Source organism: Pseudomonadota bacterium (genome assembly GCA_030859565.1).
Taxonomy (GTDB): Bacteria; Pseudomonadota; Gammaproteobacteria; order JACCXJ01; family JACCXJ01; genus USCg-Taylor.
On the sequence record JALZJW010000075.1, the window covers coordinates 1 to 18,463 of the forward strand.

Here is an 18,463-nt window from a genome sequence, read left to right on the forward strand (position 1 = left end):
TCGTCATTGTGCATAACATGCTGATCGAACACATATTATGCCACGAGATACGGCCTTTTTCTTGGCTATCGGTGAGAAATCCGGGCTAGCGCTAGATCAACCTGTCCGATTGCAATCGCGCTAATACTTTGCCTACCTCCAATCCGCGCAGGCATGCATGCCCGTAGCCGGGCGGACAGATGGGTAAATGGCAAGGGCTGCACTCCACGCTAAGAGTAAGAACGCGGCCGGCTTGGCCGAGCGCATGGCTGCGTTGCCAGTTCGTGGGTCCGAAAAAGGCGTAGACCGGGATCCCCGAACACGCGAGGACGTGCATCGGCCCGGAATCGTTGGTAATCGCGAAGCGGGCACGCCGCCCGAGCTCGGCGAGCTCACAGACGGAAAAGCCATCGGTCGCATCGATCCCTCCGTGAGCAGCCAATTCGCGGTTCAGACCCGCATCGTCCCCGGCGCCGATCCAAACCACGCTGCAGTCCCGTTCTCGCAATGCCGCTGCCAGCTCCGCGAAATAGGGCCAGCGTTTGGATTGCCAGCGGGCGCTCCCGCCCGCATGCAGCAATGCGAAGCCCTGCAGTGTTAATCCATAGGCCCGTAACCAAGCCGCTATCCGTTCCGCCTGCTCCGAGGTGACCGGGAGCCAAGGAGAGGGTTCTACGGGCGTGATCCCCGCCGCGGCGAGCAAGCCATTGAGCTTTTGATGAGGATGCGGTACGGGTGCTTCGGGTGGGTAGTGGGTATAAGGGATCAGGTGCGCATTGCCCACCCGCTCGGGGATCCCCGAAAGAGCACACAGCATGCGGGAGCGATCGTTCCCTTGGAGATCATACACCCGCTGGAAACGCCGGCGGCGGATCCACCACAGCGCCTGCGCCACCGCGAGCACACCCTTGCGGGGGTAGGATTTCACTTGCAGTCCCGGCCAGTGGGCGAAAATAGGCGCGAAAGCTGGGGTCGTGAGTAACCAGATGGTTCTTCCGTGCTCCGCCCTTTGAATGGCGCGGATCACGGGCGTGGTGATCATGACATCGCCGAGCGCCCCGAGCTTTACGATCAGCACCGCGTCGCAACCGGATCTCATGGGAGCGTACGCCGGGATTGGTCTAAGAAGGCGAGCGCGGCGAGAAAGATAAAGAGGTAGATGGCAAAGGGTTTGGAGCGGTAGGAAAAGCTAAAGAGGGCGCTTGTCAGTATCGCCATCGAGCCGGCGAGAAAAAGCCCCGCCTGCTGCTGCGCGAAACCCTCCGCTGATCGCCAGGCGCGGACACCGCGCCGCAACATCAAGCCCAACCACGCCAATAGAGACATCAGGCCGATGATCCCCGTCTCGTACCATGCGTCGAGGAGAAAGTTGTGGAGATGTTTAGCCTCCTTCACTCTTTTCAGTGGGCCGATTTCCATCCGCATTATCACCTTATTGCGGTGAGCGTTGCCCATACCGACCCCGATGAGTAGATTATCCGGTGGCGACGCGATCGCTTGGCGCCACAGGACGGAGCGCTGGCTCGTGAGGTCGTCCACGGATTTTAAGATCGCATGCCGCGTCCATTGACCCTTGAAATATTCGCCCGCGTAGAGACCGGCGAGCGCCGACATGATGATGGCGGCGCCGGCTAAACTACGGGCACGCCATTTCAAAACCAACCCGCCGTAGCACATGAGGCCGACCACGAGTCCCAACAGCGCGGCTCGCCCCTGCGCTAGGACCACGTAGCCGATGGTAGCAGCCAAACACAGTAACACGAGCGGGTTCCAAGGCTTACAACCACGATGCTGCAGATAGTAGAGGATAAACAGGGTCAAAAACGGTAAGTTGTCCTCAAGCAACTGGCGGACGGGGTCAAAGTTCGGTTGTCCGATCTGCACGAAAAGCATGAAATAGAGGGTGACCAATACAAACAGTCCAGACACCGCGAACCCACTGCCCAAGCGCGCTATGCCGTCGGGAACGCGCTGTAACGAGGCCAAGATAATAAAAATTCCCGAGCTATAAGCTAGGAACTTAGCCCATACCGCGATCCCGTTGGCCGGCTCCGCGCCACCGGGCACGCCAAGGGCGAATGCGACGATCAACCACCCGTAGAGGTATGCTATCGACCGGTCGATTCGCGGTTTCTCCCCGCCGAGGCTAATGAGAGCCCAGAGCAGGAAGAAAATCGCGCACAGCGTAAACACGGCGCGCCCTAGGACTTGAGCTAACGGCAAAAAACAGGGTAGGAGCCACCCCCAACGGAAAAACGATGCTTTGATACTAGCGTACATGTTTACCGCGCCGATAACACCGAAGACACCCGCGCCAGCACCGCTGCGACGTCGATCCCTTGCATACCGAGCGCGGGCGCCGATGACACGAGACTTGAGATGAGGCTCGAATAATCGAGGGGTGGATAGCGGCCGTTAAACAAGATCACGGACGGCACTCTTACCGCCACCGCCATATTGCAAACTCCCGTGTCGTTACCCGCGAATACGCTGCAAGCGTCCAACAGGGCGGCGACCTCGTCGACAGGGTGTTGGATGACAACTTGCGGCGGATGAGCGCCTCCAGAAATCCGATCGACTATCCAGTCTGCCAAACCGCGTTCCGGCTCGCCGCCGATCAAATAAAGCGTGCCGCCATGATCCCGAAGAATATTCGCGCCAAGCTCCGCGAAGTTCTCCTTTCCCCATTGCCTGTCGGGTTCGCTGGAACCGATGCCCAAGGCGATCCACGGCCGAGGAAGGTGAGCGAATCGCCGTGCGACGTTCTCTTTGGCCGGGCCGGACAGGATAAGCCTGGGTTCCGTTTCTAGGCGCGGGATCCTGGTCAGATCGATCAGTCTATCGGCCATGGCGATGGGGTGGCCGTGGTGCTCGGCCTTAGGTAAGCGAACCGGATGCGTGAGGAAGAACCCTTGCCAACCCCGCCCATAACCGATGCGCCGGGGAATGCCCGCAAGCAAAGTGGCGAGGCCATAGCGCGCGCTGCCGTGCAGGATCCACACCTCGGCAAAACGGCCCGCGCGTAAATCGCGCGCCAAGCGCAGCATTCCCCGGAGACCGTCATGCCGCCCCGGATTTCTATCCAGCCACAGGATCGACTTCACATGGGGATCGGCGGCGAACAGCCGATCCGCGCTCGATCGGCGTTTCGTAAGCAACGTGACAGAACCTTCCTTCGAGGCGCGGGCGATGTTATGGATATGCGCGATATGCCAGACCATATCCCCGATCCCGGGCAGGGGTTGGATCACGACCGTGCCGCGACGCTCCGCATGCTCAGTTGTCGCAAACTTGTGTTCGTCGGCCACCGATGTAACGCTAAAAGAAATGGCTCCTCGGCTGAATCTATGGGTACTCCGTTAACTCCCTCTCCCCCGGGAGAGGGCGGAAGTGAGGGATCTCAACCAAGGCAGCGCGAATACTCTCCAACACCGCCTCAGGATCTCCAAGCACTTCATGATTCCAAAATCGAATCACGCGATACCCCAATACCTTGAGATATTCAGTCCTCTGCAAGTCGTTCGAGACCTGCTCGGCATGCTGGCCACCATCGACCTCAATGACAACTTTGGGCTCCAAGCAGAGGAAATCCACGACGTAGGGTCTGCGAAAGAGCCAAGAATATCAACCGGCCGGGTTTTCATACAGGGCCATGGTCTGGTCGAGCTTCGACCGCAGCGTAAAAGGCGTGCTCGGCATCGCGGATGAGATGTTCCCGAAAATCGGTGAGAAACGCTTGGCCCCGATAGGTGTTGACGGTGAAGAAATAGCTGTCACCCGGCACATGGGTACTTTGGTCGCTTCCGAGGACATCATCGCTCCTTCCTGGTGGACGTGGTTGTGAATCGTAACTCGTAAATCGTGATCCGTGATCCGTGATCCGTGAATCGAGTCGTGTCTCTCGTTTATTTATTCTCTCTGCGGCTGCGGTTCAATCGGGTTCTCGCGTTTCTCCGCGGTTCGATTGATATCAACCGCCCGCGCGGAGCTGCGCGGACGACGTCCTTAACCGGCGGAGCAGGTGGCGGGCGCTCAGCCCGAGGCTCGACGCGCTGACCACGACGGCCGTCCGACGCCCATCCACCAGATGTTCTGCGACTCGAGTTGCAGCCGGTATTGCAGCAATGCGATCGCAATGGCGCTGCCGACCGCGATGGCGAAGAGCGATGTCAGCACGGCAAGCAGAGTGTACTCGAGTTGCAGGCCGCGGCGGATCATGCTGATGCGAGCGCCCACGACATGAAGAACGCTCGCGTCGTAAATCTGCCGGGCGCGGCTGGAGGCGATCGCGCTCACCAGCACGAGCAGGCTGGCGAGCAGGCTCACACGCCGGCGATCACGGCCAGGCCGGCGCCGGCCTTCGCGAGCAAGTCCCGCGCTTCCCGCAGGATGCTCTCGGTGCGAATGGTGATCACGCCGGGCGCCGCCGCGGCGATGCGGTTCTGCAGGCTCGCGGTTTCCGCGTGGTCGGGGTAAGCGGCGCCGACGTAACGCGTGACGAAGTGGGCTTTTAAAATTCTTATTCTCCGAGATTCGGAATTCTCGACCGCCAGTGCATCAGCAGGCGCATCGCCAATGCCGCCGCCTTGGCGACAGACGTCGCGGCGTGGCAACAACGTCGCAACGCCGAACGACAACGGATCGAATGGCGCTTCACCCGGCGTGATTCTGATCGAAAGCTGGGTCGGCATTATGTTGCGTAATTAACGTGTCGAACTACTAGTAGTAGTAGTCTTATTCTCATGGTAACAGGGCCTGTGGACGCTCGTCTTGACGATGAGATGCAATCTAAATGTGAATTTCTCACAGAATTTTTGTGACAAAGTTCCTAGCTGAGCTTCGATTCAGCCACTATCTTACCTCGCATGCTGGAGCGTGAATTGCCGGCGTGCAACTGCCAAGGCAACACGTTAAGGTCAGTAAGATAATCGCCAAGCTCAAGTAGGGGCGAACAGGACGTAGATGTTTTCTCCAGCATGACCGTACCACACGGTCCTAAGGCATGTAAGGTTGACCCGGAGGTGTATCGAAAAAGGGCGTTTATTTTTCGTATACGCAAACTAGCCAACTTTTCAAAGCAACCTAAATTCCGATCGTTATCCACATTTAAGAGGGCAAGATCATGACAATAGAGGAAATGCAGAAGCTTATTCAAGGCATCTTTGACAATATCTTCAATTCGATTACACAAGCCGAGCCGGGCGGCAAGCCGGTCATGCAGGCAGCCACGACGGTATTGTCATTGATGAAACCGGGCTTGGCCATCAACTCGCAGGATTTCAGAAACCCTTGGACGCCGGGAAACAACGCCGGCAGCCAGGATGCAGCAATAAATACCGCAAGCCTGGTTGATGTAGCGCCAAAAATGTCGGCCATTTATACCGATAGCGGCAATTTGATAACCCAGGTATATAAACAGATACTGGACGGAGTCAGCATCCCCAGGCAGGAGCCCAATCCCGCCATTGAAAAACAGTTAAGCGACGCAGACGCCGTTCTTTACCGTACTGTTAACACTACCGACCCCGATACGGGACAAGTCACTCCCAAGAAAGTGGAAACCCAGTTGTATCGGGATTTCATAGACAACCAGGCCGCCTATAACAATGCAAGGGTTGGTTACATTGGCGCTTATCTGGAAGCACAGAAAACTACTACCGGAAAAAACACCTGGCCACTCATTGCTTCTACCCTGCAGTTGCCGGTGAAAACGGCGTACGACAAATGGCGTTCTGGCGGCGCAGATAAAATCGAACAAGCGCAGGCCATCATTAATACCTCCTCGCAAAATGCACTGCAAAAGGCATGGGACCAGGCAAAGAAACTGTATGAAGGTTATGGTGTAACGCTCAACGATCCCGGGACGGGTATGTCTACTCCTATCATGCGTAGTTCATTATTGCCGTCCGACTGGCACAGCTCAAACTCGACAACTGGATGGACGACTTATGATTCCGCGTCCAGTAATGTGGCTACAAGCAATACATCTGACTACAAATCGTATGGCGGATCTGCCGGTTTTAGCCTGGGCATTTTCACCATTGGCGGATCAGCAGGTCATAGTAAACAAAGTCAGCACGCAAGCTCGGAGACGAAAGACCTGCGTATCAGGTTTAGATATACATTGGTCACCATACGCCGGCCTTGGATGACTTTTAATCTACTGGCGACAAACACTTGGAATCTTGGCAATCTCTATAGCAAAGGCCAGATATCCAACGGGACTAAATCCGGGCAGGATGAAGCGGCTATGCCTATATTGCCTACCTCTTTTGTTGTGGTAAAGGATGTCATTATTTCGGCGACATGGTCCCAAGCCGACTGGGATTTGATAACGTCAAAAACCAACGGAAGAGGTGGTTTTGCCATTGGTCCTTTTGCTATTGGCGGCACTTATGCCCACTCGAGCTCCAACCAAACCTTCACATCCGCAATGACAGGGGGAGAGATCACGGTTCCAGGTGTACAGATGATCGGAACCATTGGTCAAGTGGTTCGATTCACTCCTCCGCAGTAACCAACCGCGTTTCGGTATCAGCAGATCTAATTCCGCGGAAATAGAACTGCTGATACTGTTTTAATTAAACAAATGGAGACATCCATGACAACTGCTACAGACTTTATAGGTACCGTTTACGATACATTGGCCAAACTGATGAATATGGACAACGCTTCACCATCTCTTTTCATGCAGATGGCCTGGCCGGGTTACTCGCTCAGTCCGGCAGACTTTAAAGCCCCAGACGCGCCCAATGGCCCGTATGACGCGGAAATCGCGAAAGAAACTGTGTCGCAAGTGGCCAATATCGTTCCCACTCTGAACAAAGGGCAGTTTGAGAATTCGGGATTTGAAGTAGATGACCTATATGCTATTTTGATATCCAGCGCCATACCCGTAGGCGCTACACCGGATACGCTGGCTACCAATCCCTTAAACCGGTTGTTCAGCGATGCGCAATACGAACTGCTGCAAGCCCGGCGTGGATCCAAAAGCGATCCCAATGTTTTTTATTATCCCTGCACGGCGACGCCCAGCAATTGGTACGATGAAGCAGCTTCGCAGCACTGGTCAGCTATTCAAATAAAATCAGCTGACATCAAACCAGCTAATACTCCCATCTCTCTTTTTACCAAGTCCGGTGGCTTAACTCTGGCTAATAAAGGTATTTTGAAATTAAGACCCGACGTGGTAAATGAAAGCGCCTTAAAAAAAGATATTCAGCAGACAATAGGCACCAAAGATCTGTTGGTAAAACAACGGATGGGACCTGCGGCAGCCATCGGTATCAACCCAAGACCAATGGATGCCCATATCGCCCTTGCCAGTGGAACTACTATCGGTGCTACGCCCAAACTTGCCGGTACCAGTTCTGCCCGCGCTGCGACGTTTTCCAATGACCTTAGCGCTGCCCGCAATGCAGCCGTTTTTACTAAGAAAAGTAGCCCGGTCAATATTTTTGGTGACACGACTTTCAAAGCCAATCTTCAAAATATCCAGTTGAATCAGCAAAACCTCGATGCTTCAACGTCCAAAAATCTCAGCCTAACCCAAAGGATCCTTGTTAAAGATTTAATCAATCAGACACTCCCCACCAAACCCGTATCTCCAGCAACAGAGGGCTTCAACATTTCCTTTAAATTCTGCCGCGTAAATATCGACCGGGATTGGTTTAACCTTGCGTTACTGGTTAACCGGAACTGGTATATGTTCAATACCGCTGCCCATGAATATTCGACGGGAACCGCCGATAACAATCCCGGCATGTTTCCATTATTGCCGCTTTCGTTTATCGCCATACGCGATCTTAGAATTACGGCGAATTGGTCGCAGGAAGATAGAAGCAACCTTGAGAAAGCAGTTTCGTTCGGTTTTTTTGATATAAGGAACGGAACGCTAAACCAGAACACGCTGGAAGTACAAGGGCTACAGATTATCTTCTGGATATCTAAGCTCACGCCGCCTTTGCCACCCGTTAAAGCATAAAACAAGTGGACGCAATTGAGGGGTTGCGCGGGTGCAGTGCCTGCTTTCGATCATTGGAGCCATTTATTCCTTGAAGACAGCCGGGTTAAGGAGGTCGTGGCGATGTTGCGCTTGAGTTCGATCGCATAAGTTGCTGAGACTCATGTGGCCGACGCACCGCTTGTAGTGCTACCTGCAATTCCGATGAAGACCTTGGAGTTCTCGACGTGTTCAGAACCATGAATATCGTCCGCAGCCCATAGCGAACCTGGCAAGAGGTTACGGGGCCAGGCTCAATTATCAGGAGCTACTCGGAGTGCGCACGCCCCGCCCCGCCCCGCCTATCGTCTAGCCTATCACCTACCGGGACAGACGGACCTGCACATGGACCCCTTCGCGCTTCTGCAGGACGGCGATCACATCGAATAGGTTACGGGCCTGCGGCCAAGACGCAAACCGCCCCGAAACCTGGCGTTTCGAGCCGCCGAATAGCCCGATAATTCTCGATTCCGGACCGAGATTGCGCGTGTTTGACACCTGATAGGTTCAGTCGTATCTTCGCTCCCGAGGAAAAAGGGCTTTTAAAATTCTTATTCTCTATTCTCTATTCTCCACGGATTCTGCGGAGGAGTCACTAAATGCTGACAGTTTGATTCTCGATCATATTTTCCATGCCCCTACCACAAATTACGCTGCGAGACCACATCAACCAATTCGTCCTTGACCTTAAGTTCAATTGGATTCCGTTTCGGGGTTACTACCGTTTCCGCTCGTACAAGTACATGAAGTGGATTGACCCTGAAATGGGGCTGCTAAGATTTGCCGTAGATCCCAAACGCATCAGCCTAGACGTTGGCGCGAATCTTGGTCTTTTCACGCATTTCCTTGCCCGCTATTCTCCCCATGTCCATGCATTCAAGCCAAATCCGCTGCCGTTTAATGTGCTTAAACGCGTCGTGGATAGGAATGTTACCCTATACCACATGGCACTTACCGACCGGACCTCCGACGTCGAATTGGTTGTGCCGAGAGGACGGAAGGGGTGGACGAATAACGGTGCGTCCCTAGACCGAAAACGAGAAGGCCATTTCGCGATCGTCAAGGTGCCGGGAAGTCGCATCGACGATCTCGATCTCAAAGACATCGGGTTCATCAAGATCGATGTCGAGGGGCACGAGAACATCGTTCTCAAGGGTGCAATCGCTACTTTGCAGCGCGACCGTCCGAATCTGTTCCTGGAAAACGAATATGCGCATGTAGGTGCGGCGGCAGACGACGTATTTAGATTGCTGCGTGATCTAAACTACGACGGCTTTTTCCTTGGCGATGGTGTGGTTAAGCACATATCGCATTTTTCGTGGGAGCAATATCAAATCGGGCCGCGCCGAGAATCAGGCAAGTCTGAGCGCTACGTGAAGAATTTCATCTTTATCCCAAAAGAGGGCCCTTCGGTCGGGTAGCGAGCGTATATATGGACTCCACCCGCTTTGCAAGGTGAGGATCGATGATGGCTTGTAAGGAAGACTGCATGGTATATATCCGGCCTGTTCGTGAGACGGTATAGCTCTGGCCATGATGGAATGTGCGCGTTCTGGTTCCTTATAGGGCGACGGCCTCGAAGGGCCACTACGCTCGGCGGAATCGCAGAAAGCCATGCCCAGGGATGGGCATGCCTGGCGCGCCGAGGATGCAACGCCGGTCTGACCTGTTGTGCCATCAGGTATTTCTTCACCTTCACAATCTGTGGTGTGTTGTTAATCTAATACGCCGCGACTCAAAAGCTTCCCGGCCGGCGTCAAACCGATTGCTCCGCCCAATCCGCCCGGTATATCCGATCGCGGGCCAGCACCGCCCAGGCGATGCGCGCGAGTTTGTTGGCCAGTGCCACGGCGGCGACATTGGCGCCGCGTCTGGCTTGAATCGCCACTGCCCAGCACGAGAGCCGGTCGGTCTTACCCGCCGCTCGAGTGCTCGCGTGGCGTAAGCCCTAAGTTGGCCGCCATCTGCCGGCGGTTTTGGAACTGCTTGCCATCATTGACGGCGGCCACCAGTGCCGTGGCCGTGAGCGGGCCAATGCCAGGAAGCGCGGCGAGCTTCACGCTGCCTCCATCCACTCTACGAGCCTCTCGGACGCGCACATCGTATTGGTCGCTCCGCTGGTCGAGATCCCTGAGCTGCGCCCGCAGGTTCTCGAGGAGCTCGCGTGCCATTCTCGACAAGCGCGGATCCTCCCGCTTTAATAACACCGCCACGCCCCGGCGCACCTGGTCTGGCCCCTGCCCAAAGACGATTCCGTATTCACCCAAAAGCCCCGGATCTGGTTGATGAGCGCGGTACGATCGGCCACCAGGCGACTCCGGATCCGGTGTAACATCTGGATATCCTGCTGGGCCTCGGTGTTGATCGCCACAAAGCGCATCCCCGGCCGGCTGACGGCCTCGCAAATGGCCTCGGCATCATTGCCGTCATTCTTGTTGCCTTTGAGGTAGGCTTTCACATACTGGGCGGGCATGAGTTTCACGGTATGGCCGAGCTTGATCAACTCCCTGGCCCAGTAGTGCGCTCCCGGACAGGCCTCCAGGCCGATCAGGCACGCCGGAAGATTGACGAAAAACTCCAACACCTTACCCCGCGACAGCTTCTTGCGTAGCACGACCTTGCCATGCCCATCCACACCATGCACCTGAAACACGTTCTTTGCGATATCCAACCCAATCGTCGTAATATTCATCTCTGACTCCCCCTCTTCGTTTAAGTGGTTTATTCGAATCCCCACTTTGGCACATCACGATGCCGTTTAGGAGAGGGTGGAGTCCATTCCATTAGGGCGCGTGTCCGCGTCCACTCATTCGCCGAAATCAGCGCCGTTGAATGGTTCGATGTTGCTTCCCACGGTGAAGAAATAGGTGCCACCCGGCACATGGGCGCGACGGTAATCAGGCATGGCGGAATCATACCGCCAATGAATGGCACGGGCACGCGCCCTACGCTTGGTCCGACGATTTCGACGGATCGACTGTGAGGCCAAACACCGTAACGTCGACCCGACGTGTCGTCGAGCATATTGGCGATGCGCGGGGCCTGGTACGGCTCCCAGCTCAATGTGGACCCCTGCATCACAAGAGAAACTGCGCATGCTCAGTTGTTGCGCGTTCCGTCGCCCACCGATGAAACGCTAAAAACAGTTCAACCGGCCGGGTTTTCATACAGGGCCATGGTCTGGTCGAGCATCATACGGAGCGTAAAAGGCGTGCTCGGAGGCACTTGTCGCGGAGAGCGGACAAAATCCACGGTCTTCTCAAGCAGCGCCCCCAGGTCGCCCGCTGGGACGGCGCCCTCGGGAAACATGCGCGCGAGGATCTCGCGCACGCCGCCGTGATCGTAAGCGATCACCGGGACACCGAGGCTCAGCGCCTCGAGCGTGGTCCGGCCGAAGGCCTCCGGGGCTTTGGACAGACAAAACACCAGATTCGATACGGCCATGATCTCACGCAGATCGGCGCGCTGCCCCAGAAACGTAATATGCCCCTCAAGCTTGCGCCTGGCCACCTGCGAGCGGAGCTCATCGAGAAGATAGGCGCGTTGGGCGCCTCCGGCGATGAGACCGTGCGCCGGCACCCCGCGATCTTTGAGGTCGGCAAGAAGCTCAATGAAATCCTCGTGGCCTTTGCGGCGCGAAATTCTTGCCGGGAGCGTCAGCACCATCCGGCCGCTCAGCATCGGCATCTCGCGTTCCCAAATCACCCGCCAGTCCGCGGGCGGCTCGTAGGCGTGGGAGTACACCCCGGGATCCACCCCGCGGTAGATTACCTGGACGCGGACGGGATCAATACCTGGGTAATTTTTCAGCAGACAATCCCGTACCGTGGCCGAGATGGCGATGATCGACTCCCCGCGGGTCATGATCGAGCTATAGCGATTGACGGAGTATAAACCATGGACGGTCGTCACAAAGCGGGGTCGCGAGGACGGCCGGAGACTCCGCCACGCAGCGTAGGCGATCCAGGCCGGTAAGCGCGAGCGGACATGGAGGATATCCACCTGGCGGCTGCGCAAGAGACGCCGCAGGGGCAGCACATGACGAAGCGCTAGAGGCGATTTGAGGCCGATATCCCAGTCCAGGTATTCCGCGCCCGCCTCCTCAAGCTGAGGCGCCATGCGTCCTCTGGCGGCGATGACGATGGCGCGATGACCGCGGCGCACGAGCTCTCGCGCCACCTCGATCGTACCCTGTTCCACGCCGCCGCCCTCCAAGGCGGGAAGCACCTGGACTACCGTCAGCGGCACGGCTTCACCCGATCCTCACGGCGCGCCGATCACCGGGCGGGGAGGGAAGCCGAGCCCCCAACGCTCGACGATCATTTGCGCGCAACGCGCGGCCTCGGCCAGCGGAGGGGTGGGTGCGCACAACGGCGCGCCGCGCGCCCAGGCTTCATAGGCGGTAATCAAACCCGCGCGCAACAAGGCGTCGATTCCGGCGGTGATGCGATTCGAACCTCGCCGCGGGAGGCGCAGCAATCCGACCGCGGCGCCGGAGCTCAAAGCCTCATAGACCATCGAGACGCTGTCTTCGGTAACCCATACGGCTTGGGCCGCGGCCAAGGCCTCGGTGAGCCATCCTCGATCCGTGTCCGCATGCGGCACGACACAAACCTGGCGCGCGCCGAGACGAGTGAGCGCCCGCGAAGTCGTAGCCGGGGTACGGCGCGAGTCGGTCAGTTGCCACCGTAGACTTGGACAGGCAGCCACGACCGCTTGCACCTGCATCAATACGGCCTCCTCGTCCCAGTGGTAATGAGCTGAAGTCCCGCCGATCAAGAATAAACCCTGGTCCCGCCGCGGCTTTTCGGAGTTTTGAATCTCATTGAGCACGCCTTGGGTGGAGATCACGTTGGGACTTTCGAAGACCCCGTCGTGTTCCGGAATGATGCAGAGGTCAAACCAGGCGAGCGGCAGGCTCGGGCGCATCAACACCACCACGCGCCCGCCGCGGGCGCGGCGGGCGGCAAGCAAGGAGAGGTGGGTCGCATGCCCCGCGCCGACGATGAGATGCGGATCGGGCAAAGTCTGCACCCATGGGAAGCGCCTGAAGAACAAATCGCCGATTGTGCTGAGAATAGAACACGCCTCAAGCTCATGAGGCTCCACGGGTATTAATCGGCCGAGCGCCCGCACCAAGCCGTGGGTTTGACGCTCGTGCCCGGTTTTCCCGTCGCAAATACGCCAAACCACCACTCGACCTTCACCGGCGCTTGCCATCCCGCGAGGGGCCGCGGACGCCTAGGGCTCGACGAGCACGAAGTCGGTGCCGCAATAGGGACACTTGACCTTGCCGCTGGCCTCGATCGGCAAATACACCCGGGGATGGGAATCCCACAGACTCATGCTCGGCAGGGGGCAGTGCAAGGGCAGATCGCCCGGGGTGATCTCAACCAAGCGCCGGTCGTTCGGCGTATTCTGCCGCTCCGGACTAATGCGAACGTCATTCATCGTGATACCTTAATCAGCGACGGGTGTGAGCCACTCGGGATGTTCCGTCCGGCGGCCATGCACCTGATCGAAAAACAGGGTTTGCAAGCGCGCCGTAATGGGCCCGCGTTGCCCGGCGCCGATGCGCCGCCCGTCAAGCTCCCGGACCGGCGTAACCTCGGCGGCGGTGCCGGTAAAAAAGGCTTCGTCCGCGATATAGACCTCATCGCGCGTGATGCGCTTCTCCTGCACGCGGATCCCAAGCTCTCCGGCGAGTGTGATGATGCTGGCGCGCGTGATTCCCTCCAACGCGGAAGTCAAATCGGGCGTGTACAGGATGCCGTCACGCACGATGAAGATATTCTCACCGCTGCCTTCCGTCACGTAGCCCTCGACATCCAACAACAAGGCCTCATCGTAGCCGCCCTGCAAGGCTTCTTGCAGCGCCAGCATGGAATTCATGTAATTACCGTTGGCCTTGGCCTTACACATCGTGATATTGACGTGATGGCGGGTAAAGGACGAGGTCTTGATGCGGATCCCTTGCTCCTGACCCGTGGCGCCGAGGTAAGGCCCCCAATGCCAGGCCGCCACCATAATATGAGTTTTCAGATTATCCGCGCGCAAGCCCATCCCCTCCGAGCCGTAAAAACACAAGGGCCGGAGGTAGGCGCTCTCCAAATGGTTGGCGCGCACGACTTCCCGGCACACCTGGGTCAAGGCCGATCGCTCGTAGGGCATCGGCATCCCGAGGATGTGCGCCGAACGAAACAAGCGTTCGATGTGCTCGCGCAGGCGGTAGATGGCTGTCCCCCGTCCGGTCTTATAGGCGCGTATGCCTTCAAATACACCCATGCCGTAATGCAGGGTGTGGGTGAGCACGTGCACCTTGGCCTCGCGCCAAGGCAGCATCTCCCCGTCCATCCAGATGAGGCCGTCGCGATCAGCCATTGTCATTATCGTCTTCTCCCCGCATCGTCATGCCCCGACCACCCGCCGCCATGCCTCACCGACCCTGGCACGCTGGGCGCTGAATTCCGCATTGTCGGCCAAGGCCGGCCGCTCCTGCAACGCCAAGGCGTGAAGCTTGGCGCGGTAAGCGAAATAAGCCTCTTGTAACGCCCGGCAGTCCTCGTCCGATAACAGCCGCAGGCACGATAAGCGTTCCAGCAAATGGCGATTGTCGGTGAAATCCAGAAGCTCCGCGTGCTGAGCGGACCAGCGTAAGACTGCGTATTGCACCATAAATTCTATGTCGGTGACACCACCCCGCCCGTGCTTGATATCGAAGACCCCGGGCGCATCACGGGACAGTTCCCGGCGCATCCGCTCGCGCATCTCCCGCACATCGTGCCGGAGCCGGTCCTCATCGCGAGGCCGGCCGAGGATGGCGCGCCGTAGGTGTACAAACTCGCGTACGGTATTCGGATCGCCCGCGATTGCGCGCGCCCGCATGAGCGCTTGATGCTCCCACGTCCACGCATGCGCTTGTTCGTACTCCCGATACGCATCGAGGCTGCTGACCAATAATCCGGCCGATCCGCTCGGCCGCAGCCGGGTATCGACCTCATATGCCTTTCCGGCAGCCGTGGCCGTGGTCACCATGTGAATGATCCTCTGCCCCAGGCGGGTGAAGAATTCTTGGTGATGCACCGCCCCGCCGGTCTGCTGCTCATCGCCGCAGCTATCGTGTAAGAAGACCAGATCCAGGTCCGACCCGTAACCGAGCTCGATGCCGCCGAGCTTACCGTAGGCGATGATCGCAAAACCGGCCATGCGCCGCGCCGGGCCGTCCCCACACATCGGCTCACCATAGCGTTGCGCCACGGTGTCCCGCGCGATTTCCAAGGCCGCCTGCAACACGGTTTCGGCGATGCCGGTTAGATGATCGCTGACCTTGCGCACGGGCAGCACTCCGGCCACGTCGGCCGCCGCGACGCGCAGGACCTGCGCATGCTTGAAACGCCGCAGAACCTCCATGGTTTGCTCGAGGTCCCCGCGCGCGAAATGCGCTAACTGCCCGGCAAGATCCCGCTTTAAATCGTTCACCCGCGGCGGCGCATAGAGTGTGCGCGGATCGATGAGCTCATCGAGCAGTAGCGGTTGGCGGGCGATACGATTCGCGATCCAGGGGCTGGCCGCGCACAGGCGCACCAGTTGCTCGAGCGCGCCGGGATGCTCGTCGAGCAGAACCAGGTAGACGCTGCGCTGCGCGATTGCTTCGACGATGGTCAATAGCCGTTCAGTTACCGTCGGCTGCTCGGCCACCCGCGCTATGGCCTCAAGCAGCTTCGGCAGGACCCGGTCCAGCCGCCCTTGATCGGTGTTGCCGAGCCGCCTCACGCCCCCGCTTTTACTCAACTTCTCGATGCTTGCGAGGATAGAGGGCGGATCGCTGAACCCCGCGCCTTCCAACCAGCGTAATAGAGATGCGGTGTCGGCCATCCCCTGCCATGGCCGCGGCGCTAGCATGAGCGGCGGACCGTTGGCAGGGGGATCGTGCGGCCCAACCAAGAGCGCATTGAAATGGGTTTGAACGCGCTTCCGGCGCCGTGCGAGCGCCGCATGAAAGCTCGGCCAATCGCTAAACCCCATTCCCAAGGCTACGCGCTGCCGGGTTATCTCCCCTCTCGGCAAGACATGAGTCTGCTGGTCCTCGACCTGCTGCAAGCGATGTTCCGTCTTGCGCAAAAAGCGGTAAGCTTCGATCAACTCGGCGACGGCGGGCGCGGGCAGATAGTTCAGGTTCCCTAGGGATTCGAGAACGGCCAGAATGCGGCGGTCGCGCAGCGCCGGCCGGTTTCCGCCGCGGATTAATTGAAAGGTCTGCCCGATGAACTCGATCTCGCGGATCCCGCCGCGCCCGAGTTTAATATTGTCCGCAAGCCCCTTGCGCTCCACCTCGCTATCGATTAATCGTTTCATGTCGCGTAAGGCCTCGATCGCGCCGAAATCGAGATAGCGGCGATAGACAAACGGTTTCAGCCGCTCCAGCAGACTCTCCCCGGCCGGCTTATCCCCCGCGGCGATGCGGGCTTTGATCATGGCGTAGCGCTCCCAATCGCGCGCATGAGTCACGTAATATGCCTCCATGGCGTCAAAGTTCAACACCAGCGGCCCGCTGTCGCCGAACGGCCGCAGGCGCATGTCCGCACGGAACAGGAATCCATCCTCGGTAACTTCCGACAACACCTTGATCAAGGCTTGGCCCAGGCGGCTGAAAAATTCCTGGTTGGATATCGAGCGTGCTCCGCCATGCGACTCCCCAGCGCGCGCATAAGCAAAGATGAGATCGACGTCCGAGGAAAAATTTAGCTCATGAGCGCCGAGCTTGCCCATCGCGATCACTACCAGGGACTGGGCCGTCCCATCGGTATCCCGCGGGACGCCAAAGGTCTCCACTTGGCCTCGGTAAAGCCAGTCCAGGGCGCCGTCGAGCGCGGCATCGGCAAAGCGCGAGAGATCTCCCATCGTTTCATCGAGATCGGCGGCGGCGGTGATATCGCGCCAGGTGATGCGCACGAATTCGCGGTAGCGCGCCTGGCGAAGAGCGCGCATGAGGACCGCCTGGTCCGGCGCGCCGGCGACAGCACGCTTGATCCGTTCGGGATATTCTTGTTCGCCGAAACCGCGGTCGAGATCGCCGCTCTCAAGAAGCTGCGTGAGGCGTCTTGGATCCTTGGCGAAATAGTGGGCGACGAACGGACTGCACGCGCACACGCGCATGATGTTATTCCGGTGCGCCTCCTCAACCACGGTGCCTGTCAGTGGCCGTGGGATTGCCTCAGCAAATTGGTCCCAATACCGCTTCGCCTCCGAAGCCAATTCCGGAGTCAACGCGGGCGCAGCGTGAGCAGGCGCGGTCATTGGCCAAGTTTACCGTTTGCGCTTTGCGGCTACTATTAACCCCGCGTCGTCCAGCGGTCCGGTTCACGAAGTAGTTGCAACCGCCAAGTTCGTTCCACGCCGCCGACTTACTTAGCGTTATCAAGACTGCTACGGGCGGAGACCATGAACGCGACCAGCTCCTCGGCAGGGAAGCAATCACGAGGATCAGGCTGATCCTCAGTTCTGAATACCACGATTCCAAGCCCCTAACGCAGAGTTTACCGGCGCGCCGTTTTGTGGCGCGTCCGTGCGGAGCGAGGAGTTGGACCGGGTGGTGGCTCGATAAGGCGCCCCGTCACGAATTTGTGGAGCACACTAGCCATCAACGTTTGGTAAGGGATACCTTCCTCGGCTGCTCTCGCTTGAATATCCTCGAGGTCGCGGGAAGAAATGCGAATGTTGACCCGCTTGTCTTTGGCAAGCGATGCCTCGGCATAAGAAGCATAGCGGGCGATTTCCTTTTTGAGGTTGGGCGCGGACTGCCACTCACCCCTCTCAAAGGAAGCCAGAATTTCCTCTTCAAGTTTTCTTTCTTTGTCCATTTCACCTGTCCTCTGCCAGATATTTGCGGGTGGCCTTGCGGCTCGGAATGATCGTTTTCAAGAAAACCTCACTTCTAGTTTCAACAAACGGTACTAAATAAGCATAGCCGCGAATACGAACCACGAACATGCGCTGGTTCGGGTACTGTGTGTTCGGATGGTCAAGAACATCGAGAACACCGCCATGTGACATGGCCGATAGCACTTCCGCAAAGGACACGTCGCGTTCCGCTTTGAGGCGGATGCTTTTCTCGGTGCTCCAATTCACAAGCTTCATGTACCCAGGATACGCCTGTGTGCCTTATGGCATCAAATCGTCGAACGCATTCGGCGTCAACCGCGGGCGCCGTGACGTTCTCCTGGTGCAACGACCGTTCCGCCCGTCACAAGCCGCCGCGCGCGGTTGTGTGCCCGAAGTCGGTTAGATATACTTGATACCAAGTGTATATCTACAGCGGGTTCAGCAGCCATGCAGGTATCGAAGTGGGGTAACAGCCTGGCGGTCCGATGGCAGCCTTTACCATCATGTTATCGGCGGACCGCGAGACCGTCACGCTCAGCGCCATGGGTCATTTTGATTTGTCGCTCGGTTTCGCGCTCTGGCAGTATTGCGAGCCGGACC

The 18,463-nt window shown here is 57.9% G+C and carries 18 protein-coding genes and 1 pseudogene; 4 read left to right on the plus strand and 15 right to left on the minus strand.

Annotated elements, in window-relative coordinates:
• Positions 1–91: 91 nt before the first annotated feature.
• The 4 genes from M3436_12080 to M3436_12095 all read right to left on the minus strand — a co-directional run bounded on the left by M3436_12080 (position 92) and on the right by M3436_12095 (position 3,573).
• Positions 92–1,078, minus strand: a complete 987-nt coding sequence (locus tag M3436_12080; GenBank protein MDQ3564840.1) for a glycosyltransferase family 9 protein — start codon at positions 1,076–1,078, stop codon at positions 92–94.
• Entirely contained in the window at positions 1,075–2,172 is a 1,098-nt protein-coding gene (locus tag M3436_12085; protein ID MDQ3564841.1) for an O-antigen ligase family protein, read from the minus strand. Before M3436_12085 ends, M3436_12080 begins: the two co-directional genes overlap by 4 nt.
• 89 nt (positions 2,173–2,261) lie before the next feature.
• Positions 2,262–3,287 (minus strand): glycosyltransferase family 9 protein, encoded by a 1,026-nt coding sequence (locus M3436_12090; GenBank protein MDQ3564842.1) that lies wholly within the window; start codon positions 3,285–3,287, stop codon positions 2,262–2,264.
• Between the two features lie 37 nt (positions 3,288–3,324).
• On the minus strand, positions 3,325–3,573 hold the full coding sequence (locus M3436_12095; protein ID MDQ3564843.1) for a DUF559 domain-containing protein: 249 nt from the start codon (positions 3,571–3,573) through the stop codon (positions 3,325–3,327).
• A gap of 58 nt (positions 3,574–3,631) precedes the next feature.
• Here M3436_12095 and M3436_12100 point away from each other — a divergent pair, with 58 nt between their 5' ends.
• Entirely contained in the window at positions 3,632–3,823 is a 192-nt protein-coding gene (locus M3436_12100) for a hypothetical protein (protein ID MDQ3564844.1), read from the plus strand.
• Positions 3,824–4,011: 188 nt separating this feature from the next.
• Here the strand turns inward: M3436_12100 and M3436_12105 are convergent, their stop codons facing one another.
• Positions 4,012–4,305 carry a hypothetical protein gene (locus tag M3436_12105; GenBank protein MDQ3564845.1) on the minus strand — a complete coding sequence of 98 codons (294 nt, stop codon included), beginning with the start codon at positions 4,303–4,305 and terminating at the stop codon, positions 4,012–4,014.
• Entirely contained in the window at positions 4,302–4,670 is a 369-nt protein-coding gene (locus tag M3436_12110) for a hypothetical protein (protein ID MDQ3564846.1), read from the minus strand. Before M3436_12110 ends, M3436_12105 begins: the two co-directional genes overlap by 4 nt.
• A 431-nt stretch (positions 4,671–5,101) precedes the next feature.
• Between M3436_12110 and M3436_12115 the strand changes: the two genes are divergently transcribed.
• Both M3436_12115 and M3436_12120 read left to right on the plus strand, forming a co-directional pair.
• Positions 5,102–6,496 carry a hypothetical protein gene (locus M3436_12115; GenBank protein MDQ3564847.1) on the plus strand — a complete coding sequence of 465 codons (1,395 nt, stop codon included), beginning with the start codon at positions 5,102–5,104 and terminating at the stop codon, positions 6,494–6,496.
• 84 nt (positions 6,497–6,580) lie between these two features.
• Positions 6,581–7,963: a hypothetical protein gene (locus M3436_12120; protein MDQ3564848.1), complete on the plus strand. Its 1,383-nt coding sequence runs from the start codon at positions 6,581–6,583 to the stop codon at positions 7,961–7,963.
• Positions 7,964–8,302: 339 nt separating this feature from the next.
• On the opposite strand, the gene M3436_12125 is transcribed toward M3436_12120, so the two are convergent.
• Positions 8,303–8,479, minus strand: a complete 177-nt coding sequence (locus M3436_12125) for a hypothetical protein (GenBank protein ID MDQ3564849.1) — start codon at positions 8,477–8,479, stop codon at positions 8,303–8,305.
• A gap of 245 nt (positions 8,480–8,724) precedes the next feature.
• Between M3436_12125 and M3436_12130 the strand changes: the two genes are divergently transcribed.
• Positions 8,725–9,402 (plus strand): FkbM family methyltransferase, encoded by a 678-nt coding sequence (locus M3436_12130; protein MDQ3564850.1) that lies wholly within the window; start codon positions 8,725–8,727, stop codon positions 9,400–9,402.
• 335 nt (positions 9,403–9,737) lie between these two features.
• On the opposite strand, the pseudogene M3436_12135 reads toward M3436_12130, so the two are convergent.
• The 8 genes and pseudogenes from M3436_12135 to M3436_12170 form a co-directional block, all read right to left on the minus strand.
• Positions 9,738–10,673, minus strand: a pseudogene (locus tag M3436_12135) (IS110 family transposase).
• Between the two features lie 455 nt (positions 10,674–11,128).
• On the minus strand, positions 11,129–12,229 hold the full coding sequence (locus tag M3436_12140) for a glycosyltransferase family 4 protein (GenBank protein MDQ3564851.1): 1,101 nt from the start codon (positions 12,227–12,229) through the stop codon (positions 11,129–11,131).
• Between the two features lie 15 nt (positions 12,230–12,244).
• Positions 12,245–13,201, minus strand: a complete 957-nt coding sequence (locus M3436_12145; GenBank protein ID MDQ3564852.1) for a mitochondrial fission ELM1 family protein — start codon at positions 13,199–13,201, stop codon at positions 12,245–12,247.
• A gap of 21 nt (positions 13,202–13,222) precedes the next feature.
• A complete protein-coding gene (locus M3436_12150; protein MDQ3564853.1) occupies positions 13,223–13,432 on the minus strand; it encodes a zinc-finger domain-containing protein in 210 nt (69 codons plus the stop codon).
• 9 nt (positions 13,433–13,441) lie between these two features.
• On the minus strand, positions 13,442–14,371 hold the full coding sequence (locus M3436_12155) for a branched-chain amino acid transaminase (GenBank protein MDQ3564854.1): 930 nt from the start codon (positions 14,369–14,371) through the stop codon (positions 13,442–13,444).
• An 18-nt stretch (positions 14,372–14,389) separates the two neighbouring features.
• Entirely contained in the window at positions 14,390–17,278 is a 2,889-nt protein-coding gene (gene glnE, locus M3436_12160) for a bifunctional [glutamate--ammonia ligase]-adenylyl-L-tyrosine phosphorylase/[glutamate--ammonia-ligase] adenylyltransferase (GenBank protein MDQ3564855.1), read from the minus strand.
• Positions 17,279–17,517: 239 nt separating this feature from the next.
• Positions 17,518–17,841, minus strand: coding sequence for a hypothetical protein (locus tag M3436_12165; GenBank protein ID MDQ3564856.1), 324 nt, complete (start codon positions 17,839–17,841; stop codon positions 17,518–17,520).
• A gap of 1 nt (position 17,842) precedes the next feature.
• Complete coding sequence (locus tag M3436_12170) at positions 17,843–18,118, minus strand: toxin (protein ID MDQ3564857.1); 276 nt, start codon at positions 18,116–18,118, stop codon at positions 17,843–17,845.
• Positions 18,119–18,463: the final 345 nt, after the last annotated feature.

Excerpts from the sequence above, each read along its gene's own strand:
- M3436_12130 (MDQ3564850.1), top strand. The coding sequence starts at position 8,725 with ATGAAGTGGATTGACCCTGAAATGGGGCTGCTAAGATTTGCCGTAGAT.
- M3436_12110 (MDQ3564846.1), bottom strand. The coding sequence starts at position 4,670 with ATGCCGACCCAGCTTTCGATCAGAATCACGCCGGGTGAAGCGCCATTC.
- M3436_12080 (MDQ3564840.1), bottom strand. The coding sequence starts at position 1,078 with ATGAGATCCGGTTGCGACGCGGTGCTGATCGTAAAGCTCGGGGCGCTC.
- M3436_12165 (MDQ3564856.1), bottom strand. The coding sequence starts at position 17,841 with ATGGACAAAGAAAGAAAACTTGAAGAGGAAATTCTGGCTTCCTTTGAG.
- M3436_12100 (MDQ3564844.1), top strand. The coding sequence starts at position 3,632 with ATGGTCTGGTCGAGCTTCGACCGCAGCGTAAAAGGCGTGCTCGGCATC.
- M3436_12170 (MDQ3564857.1), bottom strand. The coding sequence starts at position 18,118 with ATGAAGCTTGTGAATTGGAGCACCGAGAAAAGCATCCGCCTCAAAGCG.
- M3436_12150 (MDQ3564853.1), bottom strand. The coding sequence starts at position 13,432 with ATGAATGACGTTCGCATTAGTCCGGAGCGGCAGAATACGCCGAACGAC.
- M3436_12115 (MDQ3564847.1), top strand. The coding sequence starts at position 5,102 with ATGACAATAGAGGAAATGCAGAAGCTTATTCAAGGCATCTTTGACAAT.
- M3436_12145 (MDQ3564852.1), bottom strand. The coding sequence starts at position 13,201 with ATGGCAAGCGCCGGTGAAGGTCGAGTGGTGGTTTGGCGTATTTGCGAC.
- M3436_12120 (MDQ3564848.1), top strand. The coding sequence starts at position 6,581 with ATGACAACTGCTACAGACTTTATAGGTACCGTTTACGATACATTGGCC.
- glnE (MDQ3564855.1), bottom strand. The coding sequence starts at position 17,278 with ATGACCGCGCCTGCTCACGCTGCGCCCGCGTTGACTCCGGAATTGGCT.